The 14,525-nt window shown below is 72.1% G+C and carries 14 protein-coding genes and 1 riboswitch; of the genes, 11 read left to right on the forward strand and 3 right to left on the reverse strand.

Translation table 11 applies throughout. The annotated features are described in order from the left end of the window. Positions 1-10 precede the first annotated feature (10 nt). From ACWEOH_RS02045 to ACWEOH_RS02060, 4 genes are read left to right on the forward strand one after another with little or no spacing between them, the layout of a single operon-like run. Positions 11-850, forward strand: a complete 840-nt coding sequence (locus ACWEOH_RS02045; protein WP_452027797.1) for an exodeoxyribonuclease III — start codon at positions 11-13, stop codon at positions 848-850. A gap of 28 nt (positions 851-878) precedes the next feature. Beyond that, on the forward strand, positions 879-1,889 hold the full coding sequence (trpS, locus tag ACWEOH_RS02050; protein ID WP_452027799.1) for a tryptophan--tRNA ligase: 1,011 nt from the start codon (positions 879-881) through the stop codon (positions 1,887-1,889). A gap of 1 nt (position 1,890) precedes the next feature. Further along, positions 1,891-2,472 carry a GNAT family N-acetyltransferase gene (locus ACWEOH_RS02055; protein ID WP_452027801.1) on the forward strand — a complete coding sequence of 194 codons (582 nt, stop codon included), beginning with the start codon at positions 1,891-1,893 and terminating at the stop codon, positions 2,470-2,472. After that, complete coding sequence (locus tag ACWEOH_RS02060) at positions 2,469-3,215, forward strand: HAD family hydrolase (RefSeq protein WP_452027803.1); 747 nt, start codon at positions 2,469-2,471, stop codon at positions 3,213-3,215. Before ACWEOH_RS02055 ends, ACWEOH_RS02060 begins: the two co-directional genes overlap by 4 nt. Positions 3,216-3,295: 80 nt before the next feature. Here the strand turns inward: ACWEOH_RS02060 and glpK are convergent, their stop codons facing one another. From glpK to ACWEOH_RS02075, 3 genes are all read right to left on the reverse strand, one after another. After that, on the reverse strand, positions 3,296-4,810 hold the full coding sequence (glpK, locus tag ACWEOH_RS02065; protein WP_452027805.1) for a glycerol kinase GlpK: 1,515 nt from the start codon (positions 4,808-4,810) through the stop codon (positions 3,296-3,298). 66 nt (positions 4,811-4,876) lie between these two features. After that, complete coding sequence (locus tag ACWEOH_RS02070; protein ID WP_452027807.1) at positions 4,877-5,650, reverse strand: MIP/aquaporin family protein; 774 nt, start codon at positions 5,648-5,650, stop codon at positions 4,877-4,879. A gap of 192 nt (positions 5,651-5,842) precedes the next feature. After that, a complete protein-coding gene (locus ACWEOH_RS02075; RefSeq protein ID WP_452027809.1) occupies positions 5,843-7,594 on the reverse strand; it encodes an FAD-dependent oxidoreductase in 1,752 nt (583 codons plus the stop codon). A gap of 148 nt (positions 7,595-7,742) precedes the next feature. Here ACWEOH_RS02075 and ACWEOH_RS02080 point away from each other — a divergent pair, with 148 nt between their 5' ends. The 7 genes from ACWEOH_RS02080 to ACWEOH_RS02110 all read left to right on the forward strand — a co-directional run bounded on the left by ACWEOH_RS02080 (position 7,743) and on the right by ACWEOH_RS02110 (position 14,465). Further along, the gene (locus ACWEOH_RS02080) at positions 7,743-8,759 is read left to right on the forward strand and encodes a sugar-binding transcriptional regulator (RefSeq protein WP_452027811.1); all 1,017 of its coding nucleotides are present in this window, start codon (positions 7,743-7,745) and stop codon (positions 8,757-8,759) included. A gap of 69 nt (positions 8,760-8,828) precedes the next feature. Then, positions 8,829-10,256 carry a hypothetical protein gene (locus ACWEOH_RS02085; protein WP_452027812.1) on the forward strand — a complete coding sequence of 476 codons (1,428 nt, stop codon included), beginning with the start codon at positions 8,829-8,831 and terminating at the stop codon, positions 10,254-10,256. 79 nt (positions 10,257-10,335) lie between these two features. After that, positions 10,336-10,481, forward strand: a riboswitch (FMN riboswitch). Positions 10,482-10,554: 73 nt separating this feature from the next. Beyond that, positions 10,555-11,595, forward strand: coding sequence for a bifunctional diaminohydroxyphosphoribosylaminopyrimidine deaminase/5-amino-6-(5-phosphoribosylamino)uracil reductase RibD (gene ribD, locus ACWEOH_RS02090; RefSeq protein WP_452027814.1), 1,041 nt, complete (start codon positions 10,555-10,557; stop codon positions 11,593-11,595). 1 nt (position 11,596) lies between these two features. Continuing rightward, positions 11,597-12,262, forward strand: coding sequence for a riboflavin synthase (locus ACWEOH_RS02095; RefSeq protein WP_452027816.1), 666 nt, complete (start codon positions 11,597-11,599; stop codon positions 12,260-12,262). Next, a complete protein-coding gene (gene ribA / locus ACWEOH_RS02100; protein ID WP_452027818.1) occupies positions 12,259-13,557 on the forward strand; it encodes a GTP cyclohydrolase II in 1,299 nt (432 codons plus the stop codon). The genes ACWEOH_RS02095 and ribA overlap by 4 nt, the downstream gene beginning before the upstream one ends. Beyond that, positions 13,554-14,024, forward strand: coding sequence for a 6,7-dimethyl-8-ribityllumazine synthase (gene ribH / locus ACWEOH_RS02105; protein WP_148732038.1), 471 nt, complete (start codon positions 13,554-13,556; stop codon positions 14,022-14,024). Before ribA ends, ribH begins: the two co-directional genes overlap by 4 nt. 84 nt (positions 14,025-14,108) lie before the next feature. After that, on the forward strand, positions 14,109-14,465 hold the full coding sequence (locus ACWEOH_RS02110; RefSeq protein WP_452027820.1) for a hypothetical protein: 357 nt from the start codon (positions 14,109-14,111) through the stop codon (positions 14,463-14,465). The last annotated feature ends 60 nt before the right edge of the window (positions 14,466-14,525 follow it).

The following is a 14,525-nucleotide window of genomic DNA, read 5'->3' on the forward strand; positions in this document are numbered from 1 at the left end:
GATCGAAGGCATGCCCCCCGCGAAACCGCTCCGTGTCGTCAGCGCCAACGTCAACGGGATCCGGGCCGCATACCGTCGTGGCATGGGCGAGTGGCTCGCCGCGCGCGACGTCGACATCCTCGCGATGCAGGAGGTGCGCGCCACCACCGAAGACGTGCAGGCCCTGCTCGGCGACGAGTGGGACATCCTGCACGACCCCGCCACCGCGAAGGGCCGCGCCGGCGTCGCCATCGCGAGCCGCAATCGCGCGAGCATCCACCGCGTGGAGCTCGGCGCACCCGACTTCGACAGCGCGGGCCGCTGGCTCGAGGCCGACTACGAGGTCGGCGACCGCGTCGTCACGGTCGTGAGCGCCTACGTGCACTCGGGCGAGGCCGACACCCCCAAGCAGGTCGAGAAGTACCGCTTCCTCGACGCCATGGAGGCACGGCTGCCCCAGCTCGCCGCCCACTCCGAGCTCGCCGTCGTCGTCGGCGACCTCAATGTCGGGCACCGCACGCTCGACATCCGCAACTGGAAGGGCAACGTCAAGCGGGCCGGCTTCCTCCCCGACGAGCGCGCGTACTTCGACCGGTTCGTCGGCGCGGAAGACGCCGACGACTACAACCGCGGTGCCGGGCTGGGCTGGGTCGACGTCGGCCGCCGCTTCGCCGGCGAGGTCGACGGTCCGTATTCCTGGTGGTCGTGGCGCGGCAAGGCGTTCGACAACGACACGGGCTGGCGCATCGACTACCAGCTCGCCACCCCCGCGCTCGCCGACGCCGCCGTCGCCTATGCGATCGACCGCGCCGACACCTACGACGCCCGATGGTCCGACCACGCTCCCGTCGTCGTCGACTACGCCATCTGACTCCACCGCTGACAAGGACTCCCACCGCATGAACGCCTCCCGTCCCGTCGTCTTCTCCGGCATGCAGCCGTCGAGCGACTCGCTCCACCTCGGCAACTACCTCGGCGCGCTCGTCAACTGGGTCGCCCTCCAAGACGACCACGACCCCATCTACTGCGTGGTCGACCTGCACGCCATCACCGTGCCGCAGGAGCCGGGCGCCCTGCGCGAGGCGACCCGGCGCACGGCCGCCCAGTACCTCGCCGCCGGCGTCGACCTCGACCGATCCACGCTCTTCGTGCAGTCCCAGGTGCCGGCGCACGCCGAGCTCGCCTGGGTGCTCGGCACGCTCACGGGCTTCGGCGAGGCGAGCCGCATGACGCAGTTCAAGGACAAGTCGGCGAAGCAGGGCACGGATGCCACGACGGTCGGCCTGTTCACGTACCCGGTGCTCATGGCGTCCGACATCCTGCTCTACGACACGCAGCTCGTGCCGGTCGGCGACGACCAGCGCCAGCACCTCGAGCTCACGCGCGACCTCGCGGGCCGCTTCAACTCGCGCTTCGGCGAGACCTTCGTCGTGCCCGAGGCGCTCATCCCCAAGGAGTCGGCGCGCATCTACGACCTGCAGGAGCCCACGGCCAAGATGTCGAAGTCGGCGCAGTCCGAGGCCGGCCTCGTGAAGGTCATGGACGACCCCGCCGTCACCGCGAAGAAGTTCCGCAGCGCGGTCACCGACACGGGTCGCGAGGTGCGCTACGACCTTCGGGAGAAGCCCGGCATCTCGAACCTCCTCGACATCCTCGCGGCGACCACCGGGCGGCCGATCCCCGAGCTCGAGGCCGAGTACGACGGCCGCGGCTACGGCGACTTCAAGAAGGACGTGGCCGACGCCGTGGTCGAGCGACTGGCGCCCATCCGCACCCGCACGCTCGAGCTCCTCGAAGACCCGGCCGAGCTCGACCGCCTGCTCGCGATCGGCGCCGAGCGGGCGAGCGAGCGCGCCGAGCGGATGCTGCGCACGGTCTACGACCGGGTCGGCTTCGTCCGCCGGGGCTGACGTGCGCCCCGTCGCCCTCCGCACGCGACGGCTCGTGCTCGACGAGCCGATGCCGTACGACGCCGAGGCGGTGACCCGGTACTGCCAGGATCCCCTGTTCGAGCAGTACCTGACGACGCCGTGGCCCTACCGCCGCGCCGACGCCGACGCGTTCCTCGGCGTGCACGTGCCCGAGTCGTGGGCGACGGGCGCCGAGCTCACTTGGGCGCTGCGCCTCGTCCACGGCGGCCAGCTCCTCGGCGTCATCAGCGTGCGGTCCGGCGAGCACGAGATCGGCTACTGGATCGGCGCGGAGCATCGCGGCGCCGGCTTCATGAGCGAGGCGGCGATCGCCGTGGCCGAATGGGCGCTCGGCGGCGGCATCCGTCACGCGACCTCGCTGCGCTGGCGTGCGGTCGAGGGCAACGTGGCGTCGGCGAAGGTCGCCCGCGCGGCGGGCTTCCTCCGGGTGCATCCCGAGGATGCCACGGTGCCGACACGCGACGGCCGGGGGACGCTTCCCGCGTGGCATGCGGTGCGCACGGCGACCCCCGATCCCGCGGCGTTCGCGAGCTGGGCCGACATCCTCGGGGAGGCCGCGTGACCGGCGGGTCGCCCGTCGTGCTGTTCGATCTCGACGACACGCTCATGGCGCACCGCGAGGCGGTCGCCGCCGGGATCGTGCGCTACATGCGCGAGCGGGCCTACGAGGGCGACGAGACGGTCGCCGCCCGCCGGTGGCACGAGCTCGAGGAGGAGCACTACCTGGCGTACCTCGGCGGGGCGCTCAGCTTCGAGGGCCAGCGGCGCGCGCGTGCCGCGGCGTTCGCCCGCGAGTTCGGCGAGGAGCTCGACGACGTCGACGCGAGCGCCTGGTTCAGCGAGTACTTCGAGCGCTATCGCGACTCGTGGTCGCTGCACGACGACGTGTTCCCGGCGTTCGACGCCCTCGCCGCCGGACTGCCCGGCGTGCGGTTCGGGATCGTCACGAACGGCGAGCTCGAGTTCCAGACCGCGAAGATCGTGCGGCTCGCCCTGCACGGCCGCGTCGACCACGTGATCGCGTCGGGCGAGCTCGGCGTCACCAAGCCCGACCGGGCGATCTTCGACGCGGCAGTCGATCGATTCCGCTCGACCGGCGCCGTCTCGGCCGCCGCGTACGTCGGCGACCGCCTGCGCACCGACGCGATCGGAGCCGCCCGTGCCGGGCTCATCGGCGTGTGGGTGAACCGCACGGGCGCCAGGCCCGACGCCGATTCCGCGGCCGAGGCGCGCGAGTCGGGCGTGCTCGAGGTGCACGGGCTCGACGAGCTCGCTCCCCTGCTCGTGCCGCGGCTGGCGGGCTGACCGCGCCCCCTTCGCATAGGAACGGGCCGGATGCACCCCCATGCACCCGGCCCGTCATCCCACCGTACCTGCGGTGAGGCCTACAGGACGTCCTCGTCCACCCAGTCAAGGGTCTTCGAGACGGCCTTCTTCCAGTTGCGGTCGAGTCGCTCGCGCTCGCCCGCCTCCATCGCGGGCTCCCAGCGACGATCCTCCTGCCAGTTCGCGCGGAGCTCGTCGAGGCCCGACCAGAACCCGACCGCGAGGCCGGCGGCGTAGGCCGCGCCGAGCGCCGTGGTCTCGGCGACGACCGGGCGGACGACGGGCACGCCGAGGATGTCGGCCTGGAACTGCAGCAGGGTGTCGTTCGCGGTGGCGCCGCCGTCGACGCGAAGCTCCGAGAGGTCGATGCCCGCGTCGGCGTTCACCGCCTCCACGACGTCGCGGGTCTGGAACGCGATCGCCTCGAGGGCGGCGCGGGCGATGTGCCCCTTGTTCACGTAGCGGGTGAGCCCCACGAGGGCGCCGCGCGCGTCGGGCCGCCAGTACGGCGCGAACAGGCCCGAGAACGCCGGCACGAAGTACGCCCCGCCGTTGTCGTCGACGCCCTTCGCGAGGTCCTCGACCTCCGCCGCCGACGAGATGAGGCCGAGGTTGTCGCGCAGCCACTGGATCAGCGAACCCGTGACGGCGATCGAACCCTCGAGCGCGTAGTGCACCGGCTCGTCGCCGAGCTTGTAGCCCACCGTGGTGAGCAGCCCGTTGCGCGAGTGCACGATCTCCTCGCCCGTGTTGAAGATGAGGAAGTTGCCCGTGCCGTAGGTGTTCTTCGCCTCACCGGCGTCGAACGCGGCCTGGCCGAAGGTCGCGGCCTGCTGGTCGCCGAGGATGCCGGCGATCGGCGTCTCGCGCAGCAGCGAGTGCTCGTTCGCCACGCCGTAGACCTCCGACGACGACCGGATCTCGGGCAGCATCGAGCGCGGTACGCCGAACGCCGCCAGGATCTCGTCGTCCCACTGGAGGGTCTCCAGGTCCATGAACATCGTGCGGCTCGCGTTCGTGACATCCGTCGCGTGCACGCCGCCCTCGACACCGCCCGTGAGGTTCCAGAGCACCCACGTGTCGGTCGTGCCGAACAGGAGGTCGCCCCGCTCGGCCTTCTCGCGTGCGCCGGGCACGTTCTCGAGGATCCACACGATCTTCGTGCCCGAGAAGTAGGTCGCGAGCGGCAGGCCGACCTGCTCCTTGAACCGCTCCACGCCACCGTCGGCCGCGAGCCGGTCGACGATCGCCTGGGTGCGGGTGTCCTGCCACACGATCGCGTTGTACACGGGGTCACCGGTCGTGCGGTCCCAGACCACCGCGGTCTCGCGCTGGTTCGTGATGCCCACCGCGGCGATGTCGTGCCGCGTCAGGTTCGCCTTGCCGAGCGCCTGCCCGATGACCTCCCCCGTGTTGCGCCAGATCTCGGCGGGGTCGTGCTCGACCCAGCCGGCCTTCGGGAAGATCTGCTCGTGCTCGAGCTGCCCGGTCGAGACGATCGATCCGGCCTTGTCGAAGATGATCGCGCGCGACGAGGTGGTGCCCTGGTCGATCGCGAGGACGTAGTCGGCCATCTGAGAACTCCGTTGCTGTCAGTGAATGGGTGATGCGGGTGGGGTGAGGTGAGCGGATGCCGCGGCTCAGCCGAGGAGCGGCAGGAGCGGGATCGCGACCCAGCCGGCGAGGAGCCCGCCGATGATCGGGCCGACGACGGGCACCCAGGAGTAGGACCAGTCGCTGCCGCCCTTGCCGCGGATCGGCAGGAAGGCGTGCGCGATGCGCGGGCCGAGGTCGCGGGCCGGGTTGATCGCGTAGCCGGTCGGGCCGCCGAGGGAGGCGCCGATGCCGATCACGAGGAGGGCGACGGGCAGCGCGCCGAGCGCGGCGAGGCCCGAGGCGTCGCCCTGGCGGCCGAAGCCGATGACGACGAACACGAGCACGAACGTGCCGATGATCTCGGTGACGAGGTTCCAACCGTAGGAGCGGATGGCGGGGCCGGTCGAGAACACGCCGAGCTTGTTGGCGGGCTCGGGCTCGGCGTCGAAGTGCTGCTTGTAGGCGAGCCAGGCGACCACGGCGCCGAGGAACGCGCCGAGCAGCTGGGCACCGATGTAGGTGAGCACCGAGACGACGTCCACCGGCACGCCCGTGCCGAAGGCGGGGTTGCCGAACTCGGTCGCGCCGTTCGCGACGAGCCCGAGCGTGACGGCCGGGTTGAGGTGCGCACCCGATGCGTAGGAGACGATGACGCCGGCGAACACCGCGAGGCCCCAGCCGAAGTTCACCATGAGGAACCCGCCGTTGAAGCCCTTGTTCTTCGCGAGCGCGACGTTGGCGACGACGCCGCAGCCGAGCAGCACGAGCATGGCCGTGCCGACGAGTTCCGAGAGGAACACGATTCCGAGATTGTCCACGTTGACCTTCCTTCAGAGGTGCGGGCGCGCCGAATGGCGCGCTCGAGGCGCCCGGGCGTGAGCGTGCTCGTGCCCCGGGATGAACACCGGGCGCCGCCGGCTGCGATCAGCCGGCCGCCCCGATGAACGGTATCCGCCGAAACGCCCGATGACGGGGGTTTCGCGGTGCACATCCGTGCAGATTCGGCGGCGTCAGCCGGCCGCGGCGACCTCCGGGATCGCCACGCCATGGCGCTCGGCGAGCACGCGGCGCGCCTGCGCGACCTCGGCGATGCGCCGATCCGCGTCCCATCCGAGCTCGTCCGCGACGACGTCGGCCAGCTCCTCGAGCAGGGGCGCAGAGACGGTGCCGGTGAACGCCATGCTGGTGCGCCGCTGCACGAGGTCGAGCAGGTGCGCCACCCGCTCGTTGCGCACGAGCCAGGCGATCTCGCCGCGCGTGTAGCCGGCGTGGTGCTCGAGGGCGAGGTCCTCCACGCCGTCGATGTCGTCGAGGAGCGCCGCCGCGCGCGTGCCGTACCGGTCGAGCAGCACCTCGGCGCGCTCGCGGCCGACCTCGTCGGCGTGGCCGACGATCCAGACGCGCCGTGCGTCGTCGGTGGTCGGGAAGCCCGCGCCGCCGCCGATCGGGAGGCCCGCGGTGGACCGCAGCCGCTCGCGTCCGAGGAGGCCGAGGACCTCGTCGGAGAGGTGCTCAGCGAGGGCGCGGAACGTGGTCCACTTGCCGCCGACGAGGCTGAGCAGCGTGGTCCCCGGGCGCTCGGCGACCTCGGCCCGCTCGATGCGGTAGTCGCGGCTCACGAAGCCCGGCTGGGTGTCGTCGTGGCGGGGCAGCGGCCGCACGCCCGAGAAGCGGTAGACGATCTGCGAGCGGTCGACCCCGACGCCTGGGAAAACGTGCGCGATGAGCTCGAAGAAGTAGTCGACCTCGTCCTCGGTGCACACCGCGGGCTCGCGCATGTCGTGCTCCAGGTCGGTCGTGCCGACCATGACGCGGCCCTTCAGCGGGTAGATGAGGACGATGCGGCCGTCCTCGTGCTCGAAGAAGATCTCGCGCCCGCCGGTGGCCGCGAGCAGCTCGGGGTGGTCGAGCACGATGTGCGAACCCTTCGTGCCGCCCATGTAGGTCGTCGGCCGGCCGAGTCCCGCGTTCGTGAGGTCGGTCCACGGCCCCGACGCGTTGACGACGACGTCGGCGGCGATCGCGAACTCCTCGCCGGTGAGGCCGTCGCGCACGCGCACGCCGTCGGCGCCGAGCCCCACGGCCTCGATGTGGTTCACGGCGCGGGCGTGCGGCCCGGCGGCGAGGCCGTCGAAGAGCACGTCGAGCGCGAGTCGCTCGGGGTCGTGCATGCTCGCGTCGTAGTAGGTCGCCGTGTACTTGAGGTCGGGATTCAAGGCAGGCAGGTCGGCGAGCGAGCGCCGACGGCCGTGGAATCGGTGCCGCGGCACCGACCCGCCGTCGCGCGAGAAGGCGTCGTAGATGGTGAGGCCGCTCTTGATGAGCACGGCGCCGCGTTCGGTGGGCGTGCCCTGCCGATGCGTGAGGAATCGCAGCGGCGCCGAGAGGATGCCCGAGAAGGTCGAGAAGATCGGCACGGTCGTCTCGAGCGGCTTCACGTAGTGCGGTGCGATGCGGATGAGCGCGTTGCGCTCCTGCACCGACTCCTGCACCAGCCGGAACTCGCCGTTCTCGAGGTAGCGGATGCCGCCGTGGATCATGTGCGACGACGCCGACGACGCGCCCGACACGAAGTCGTCCCGCTCGACGAGCACGACATCGACGCCCTGCAGCGCGAGGTCCCGGAAGGTGGCGAGGCCGTTGATGCCGCCGCCGATGATGACGACGTCGGCGGTGGGCCGTGCGCGCAGCGCGGCGACCTCGGGGCGGGGGCGTCGGCCGGCGCGATCCTGGCGGGGCGTGGTCGTGGGGTTCGCAGACATCGCTGTCCTCTTCTCGATGCGGTCGATTCTCGATGCGGGATCCGCGGCATCGCCGGGCTTGCGCTGGGCGGGGCCGGTGTGGATGAATACATCGTGGGCACGCTCGCACGCAGTTGCAAGCCGCGTGCACATACGTGCAAGGAGCGACATGGAGATCGAGAACGACCAGCGGGCACCCGAGACCGTCCCCGGGAAGACGCGCGACGCCCTCCGCGCCGCCCACCTGTACTACATGCAGGACCTCACGATGGACGCCATCGCACACGAGCTCCACACCTCGCGATCCTCGATCTCCCGCCTGTTGAGCCACGCGCGCGCCAGCGGGCTGGTCGAGATCTCCATCCACTCGCCGCTCGACCTCCCGAGCCGGATCGAGCAGGAGATCCTCGAGCGGCACGAGGTGCGCGCGCACGTCGTGCCCGTGCCCGACCATGCGAGCGACGTCGACCGCCTCGACCGCGTGGCGTTGTCGGCTGCACGGATTCTCGGCCAGTACGTGGACTCGAACCAGATGATCGGCGTCGCGTGGGGGTCGACGATGACGGCGATGAGCCGGCACCTCGTGCCGAAGGCGACGCACAACACCGAGATCGTGCAGCTGAACGGCGCGGGAAACCTGCGCACCACCGGCATCCTCTACGCCAGCGAGCTGCTGCGCCGGTTCGGCGACGCGTTCGGCGCGCGCGTGCAGCAGTTCCCCGTGCCGGCGTTCTTCGACGACCCGGCCACCAAGCGCGCGTTCTGGAAGGAGCGGAGTACGCGCCGTCTGCTCGACCTGCAGGCACGGCTCGACGTCGCGATCTTCGGCGTCGGCTCCCCGTTCGCCGAGGTGCCGAGCCATGTCTACCAGGGCGGCTACCTCGAGCGCGCCGACTACGAGGCCCTCAGCCGCGAGGGCGTGGTCGGCGACGTCGCCACGGTGTTCTACCGCACCGACGGCACGAGCGAGGGCATCGCACTGAACGAACGTGCGACCGGACCCGACTTCGCGGTCCTGCGGCGCGCACCGCGGCGCATCTGCGTGGTCTCGGGCCGGGCCAAGCTGCCGAGTCTGCGCGGCGCGCTCGCGGCGGGGCTCATCACCGACCTCATCGTCGACGAGGGCACCGCCCGCGCGCTCGTCGAGCCCGAGCCGGGCGGCACGCGCCCCGCGACGAAATCGTGACCGAACGGCGTCGTTCCGGGAGGTAGCGTGATCCTCGCGGTCGCCCGAACGGCCGCGTGAAAGGACCCCATGCGCCCCGCAGACGCAGCCGAGCCCGAGGTTCAGGAGCCCCCGTCCTCCGAGCACCACGAGCCCGAGCACCACGAGCCCGAGCAGGCCTCCTCCGAGTCCGCCGAGCCCGAGTACCACGAGCCCGAGCACCACGAGCCCGAGCAGGCCTCCTCCGAGTCCGTCGAGCCCGAGCACCACGAGCCCGAGCACCACGAGCCCGAGCAGGCCTCCTCCGAGTCCGCCGCGCCCGAGCACTCCGATGAGCTCGGGCAGCCCGTCCCCGATCAAGCGCTCCCCCAGCAGCCCGGTGCGCCGGGGTCCGCATCCCCGCGCCGCACTGGCCTCATCGTCGCGGGCGCCGTCGCCGGCCTCATCGCCGTGTCCCTCGTCGGGCACCAGCTCGTGGCGAACGCGGTGCACGCGTGGATCTGGCCGGCCTGGTCGGCCGCCGACACGCGTTTCGACGAAGCGAGCGCCGCATACGAGGAGACGTTCGACCGCAGCGACTCCGCCGTGCAGCGCGGGGAGTTCCTCCTCGGCATGGCCACCGGCGACCTGGTGCGGCCCGAGGACCGGGCCGCGCTGGAGGAGGGCATCGCCGGAGCCCGCGAGGTCCTGGAGGACCGGCCCGCGGCGCCCACGGGCGTGGTCGAGCTCGGGGAGCCCGACTCGATGGCGCCGGCGTGGGAGCGGTACGGCGACCTCTTCGAGCTCGTCGAGCTCGTCCCGTCGCGCAACGAGGCCGCGGTGCGCTTCGACGCCGCGGCCGAGCAGGTCGCCGCCGGCACGAAGGCGATCGCCGAGGCATCCGAGACGCTGCTGACCGGCACGGAGGAGCTCGCCCGCGCCGCCCTCGACGCGAGCCCGTCCGCGACGTACCAGTACCGGTTCGCGGTCGAGGACGCCCTCGCCGGACTGCGGCACTCGCCGGGGGTGTCCTCCGGCGACGCCGACCGGTTCACCGTTCTCTCCGCCGCGGTCGCGGGCGTCCGCGCGTCGCACGCCACCGAGGAGGCGCACCGCCTCGAGCATCCCGTGCGCGCCGAGATCGAGGCGTTCGCCCGGTCGATCGCGTCGGACGTCGAGCTCGAGTTCGCGTGGGCGTACACCGTCGCGGGTCGGTCGAGCGACGCCTGGTACTCCGGCACCGCCGAGTTCAAGCCCGACGGCCAGGGCTGGGGCCTCATCTCCCTGACCGAGAGCATCGAGTCGGAATGGGCGAACGACGTGAACGCGAAGGCCGTGGTCGTGCACGAGGTCGGCCACACGCAGGTGCTCCGCCAGGCGTGCTACGACATCTTCGCCGCCGCGCCGTTCGACGGCGACCACGAGGTATGGGCGACGGCCTGGGCGATCGGCATGGGCTACGACCTGCCGGGCGCGGGCATCGAGATGTACGGCCGACCGTCGGACGCGCAGATCGAGGCCTCGAAGGCGTGCCGCTGACACGTCGAGCGCATGCTGCGAACGAGGTCAGGCGGGGAATAGTCGGCGTGTCGCTGCGTTGACCTAGAATCGACACGAGAAACGTGCTCCGGGGTCGGTGGAAGTCCGAACCGGCGGTGACAGTCCGCGAGCTGCGAGCGCGGGGTCGAGAGGCCTCGAGCGAGTGGTTGAACCGGTGGAATTCCGGTACCGACGGTGAAAGTCCGGATGGGAGGCGGCACGTGTCGGCCACGCCATGCGTGGTCGACGGCAGATCGCATCGCCGAGCATCCCCGGAGCCCCACCAGACGGGACCGAGATGACCACGGGCGAGCACACCATGGCGGATGCCGCCGCGATGCGCCGCGCCCTCGAGCTCGCCATGCGCGGCCCCGCGACCGGCGTGAACCCGCGCGTCGGCTGCGTCATCCTCTCCCCGCACGGCGACGTGCTCGCCGAGGGATGGCATCGCGGCGCGGGCACCGCGCACGCCGAGGTCGACGCGCTCTCGAGGCTCGCGCCCGGCGCGGCCGAGGGCGCCACCGCCGTCGTCACGCTCGAGCCGTGCAACCACACCGGCCGCACGGGCCCCTGCGCCGAGGCGCTCATCCACGCCGGCGTGGCCCGCGTCGTGTACGCCGTCGCCGATCCGGGCGACCACTCGGCGGGTGGCGCCGACCGGCTGCGCGAGGCCGGCGTCGAGGTGACCGCCGGCATGCTGGCCGACGAAGCCGAGGCCATGCTCGACGACTGGCTGTTCGCGGCCCGGCACCGCCGCCCGCACGTGACCGTGAAGTGGGCGGCGACGCTCGACGGCCGCGCGGCCGCCGCCGACGGCACGAGCCAGTGGATCACCGGGCCCGCGGCCCGCGCCGACGTGCACCGTCGTCGCGCCGCGGCCGACGCCATCGCCGTCGGCACGGGCACCGTCTTCGCCGACGATCCGGCGCTCACCGCGCGCACGCCGGCCGGCGAGTTCTTCGACGCCCAGCCCGTGCCCGTGGTGTTCGGCCGACGGCCGGTGCCGGCAGAGGCGGCCGTGTCGCGGCATCCGCACGCCCCCGTGTTCCTCGAGGGCGCCGACCTGGCCGCCGACCTGCACGAACTGCAGCGACGGGGCATCCGCTCGCTCTTCGTCGAGGGCGGACCGACCCTTGCGAGCGCGTTCCTCGCGGCCGGTCTCGTCGACGAGGTGCTCATCTACCTCGCACCCGCCCTGCTCGGCGGCCCCCGACTCGCACTCGGCGACCTCGGCGTGGCGACCATCGCCGACGCCGTGCGCCTCGAACTCGCCGCCGTCGAGCGGCTCGGCGACGACCTCCTGGTCGTCGCCCACCCCAGACCGACCGAAGGGAACTGACATGTTCACCGGAATCATCGAGGAGCTCGGCACCGTCACGCGCGTCGAGCGCAGCGCCGACGCGGTGCGCCTCACCGTGCGCGGACCTCTCGCCGTGCAGGGCGTGAAGCACGGCGACTCGATCGCCGTCTCCGGCGTGTGCCTCACCGTCGTCGACTTCGACGACGCGTCGTTCACGGCCGACGTCATGGCGCAGACCCTGGCCATGTCGACGCTCGACGGCGTGCGCGAGGGCCTCGAGGTGAACCTCGAGCGCGCCGCGCAGGTGGGCGACCGCCTCGGCGGCCACATCGTGCAGGGCCACATCGACGGCACCGCCCGCGTGCTCGAGGTGCGCCCTGGCGAGGCGTGGCGCGTCATCCGGTTCTCGCTCGACGACGGGCACGCGCCGCTCGTCGTCGACAAGGGGTCGATCGCCGTCGACGGCGTGTCGCTCACCGTGAGCGCCCTGGGCGACGAGCCGTCGGGCTCGTGGTTCGAGGTGTCGCTCATCCCCGAGACGCTCGCCGCCACGACGCTCGGCGCCCGGCAGGTGGGCGACCTCGTCAACATCGAGACCGACATCCTCGCGCGCCACGTCGAGCGGATGCTGCGCTTCGACGTGCACCGCTCGCTGCCGTCCTCGCTCGCCGAACCCGCCGCAGCGGGGGCGGGAGGTCTCGCATGAGCCTGGCCACGATCCCCGAGGTGCTCGAGGCGCTGCGCGCCGGCAAGCCCGTCATCGTCGCCGATGACGAGGCCCGTGAGAACGAGGGCGACGCGATCATGGCGGCCGAGTTCGCGACCCAGGAGTGGATCGCGTGGATGGTGCGCCACACGAGCGGCTTCCTCTGCGCGCCCATGACGAACGCGATCGCCGACAGGCTCGACCTCCCGCTCATGACCGAGCGCAACCAGGACGTGCGCGGCACGGCGTACACGATCTCGGTCGACGCGGCCGACCGCACGTCGACGGGCATCAGCGCCGCGGACCGCGCCCACACGCTGCGCGTGCTCGCCGACCCGGCGTCGACGCCCGACCGCCTCATCCGTCCCGGCCACATCCTGCCGCTGCGCGCCGTCGACGGCGGCGTGCGCGAGCGTGCAGGGCACACCGAGGCGGCAGTCGACCTCATGCTGCTCGCGGGCCTCTCCCCCGTCGGCGTCATCGGCGAGGTCGTCGCCGACGACGGCGAGATGATGCGGCTCCCCGGGCTCATCGAGCTCGGCGCCCGCGACGGCCTGCCCGTCACGACCGTTGAGGCGCTCGTCGAGTGGATGGACGAGTGGCACACGGGCCAGGCCCTCACGGGCGCGCCCGCCGAGGTGCCCGAGACGTCGCGCGTCGAGTTCGAGGTGGAGACCTCGCTGCCGACCGACCACGGGGTGTTCACCGTGCGCGCCTACCGCGACCGCTCGACCGGGGCCGACCACGTGGCGATCATCGCGGGCGACCCCGCGACCGACCCCGCCGGCGCCGTCGTGCGCGTGCACTCCGAGTGCCTGACGGGCGAGGCCTTCGGGTCGCTGAAGTGCGAGTGCGGACCCCAGCTCGACACCGCGCTCAGCGAGATCCAGGAGCGCGGCGGCGTCGTGATCTACCTGCGCGGGCACGAGGGCCGCGGCATCGGGCTCATCAACAAGCTGCGCGCCTACCGCCTGCAGGAGGACGGCCTCGACACGCTCGACGCGAACCTCGCGCTCGGGCTCCCCATCGACGCGCGCGACTACGGCGCCGCCACGGCGATCCTCGCCGACCTCGGCGTCGACACCGTGCGCCTGCTCACGAACAACCCCGAGAAGGTGCGCCAGCTCGAGGCCCACGGCATCCGCGTGGCCGAGCGCCTCCCCCTCGTCGTCGGCGTCGGCGCCGGCAACACCGGCTACCTCGACACCAAGCGTCGCCGCATGGGCCACGCGATCGACGACCAGCAGCTGACGGATGCCGCGGCTGAGGCCCTCCTGGAAGGACACGCATCATGAGCGGTCACGGCTCGCCCACCCTCGACGTCGACGGCACCGGCCTCAGGGTCGTGGTCGTCGCCGGCAGCTGGCACGACGAGATCACCGACGGCCTGATCGCCGGCGCGACCCGCACCCTCGAGGCATCCGGCGCCGCGTACGAGCTGGTGCGCGTGCCCGGCAGCTTCGAGCTGCCCGTGGTGGCGAAGGCCGCGCTCGAGGCGGGCGCCGACGCGGTCGTCGCGCTCGGCGTCATCATCCGCGGGGGCACGCCGCACTTCGAGTACGTCTCGTCGGCCGCGACCGACGGGCTCACGCGCGTCGCGATCGACACGGGCAAGCCGGTCGGGTTCGGCGTGCTGACGCTCGACGACGAGCAGCAGGGCCTCGACCGCGCCGGGCTCCCCGGCTCGAAGGAGGACAAGGGCCGCGAGGCGGCCGAGGCGGCCATCGCGACCGCGCGCGTGCTGCGCGCCGTCTGGGCCTGACCCCGGCTCCGACCTTCGATGGATTCCGGTCCGCGCGGGCCGTTTCGAGTCGTCCGACCGGTGCGCGAGTCCTAGGCTCTGAGCATGGACGTCCTGCGCATCATCCTGCTCATCCTCCACTTCGTCGGCCTCGCCATGCTGTTCGGCGGATTCCTGGTGCAACAGAAGGCGATCGCTCAGGGCAAGGGCACCGTGCTCCCGATCATGTGGCGCGGCGCGCTCACGCAGATCGTGACCGGCCTGCTGCTCGTCGCCACCATCCAGCTCGGCGACCTGTTCGAGGTGAACAACGTGAAGATCGCGGTGAAGCTCGTGATCGCGATCGTCATCACGGTGCTCGTCTTCGTCTACCGGAAGAAGGACCCGGCGCCGAGCTGGTCGCTGTGGACGGTCGGCGTGCTGACGTTCGCCAACATCGTCATCGCCGTCGCCTGGCGCTGACCCGCCGCTCAGCGCACCGACCACGCCGCTCGTCGCATCCGGTTCGATCTCCGGATGCGG

Source organism: Agromyces sp. NPDC004153, assembly GCF_053603635.1.

Coding starts and splice junctions, on each gene's coding strand:
- ribD (WP_452027814.1), top strand. CDS start 10,555: ATGACCACGGGCGAGCACACCATGGCGGATGCCGCCGCGATGCGCCGC.
- trpS (WP_452027799.1), top strand. CDS start 879: ATGAACGCCTCCCGTCCCGTCGTCTTCTCCGGCATGCAGCCGTCGAGC.
- glpK (WP_452027805.1), bottom strand. CDS start 4,810: ATGGCCGACTACGTCCTCGCGATCGACCAGGGCACCACCTCGTCGCGC.
- ACWEOH_RS02075 (WP_452027809.1), bottom strand. CDS start 7,594: ATGTCTGCGAACCCCACGACCACGCCCCGCCAGGATCGCGCCGGCCGA.
- ACWEOH_RS02080 (WP_452027811.1), top strand. CDS start 7,743: ATGGAGATCGAGAACGACCAGCGGGCACCCGAGACCGTCCCCGGGAAG.
- ACWEOH_RS02110 (WP_452027820.1), top strand. CDS start 14,109: ATGGACGTCCTGCGCATCATCCTGCTCATCCTCCACTTCGTCGGCCTC.
- ribH (WP_148732038.1), top strand. CDS start 13,554: ATGAGCGGTCACGGCTCGCCCACCCTCGACGTCGACGGCACCGGCCTC.
- ACWEOH_RS02095 (WP_452027816.1), top strand. CDS start 11,597: ATGTTCACCGGAATCATCGAGGAGCTCGGCACCGTCACGCGCGTCGAG.
- ACWEOH_RS02085 (WP_452027812.1), top strand. CDS start 8,829: ATGCGCCCCGCAGACGCAGCCGAGCCCGAGGTTCAGGAGCCCCCGTCC.
- ACWEOH_RS02045 (WP_452027797.1), top strand. CDS start 11: ATGCCCCCCGCGAAACCGCTCCGTGTCGTCAGCGCCAACGTCAACGGG.
- ribA (WP_452027818.1), top strand. CDS start 12,259: ATGAGCCTGGCCACGATCCCCGAGGTGCTCGAGGCGCTGCGCGCCGGC.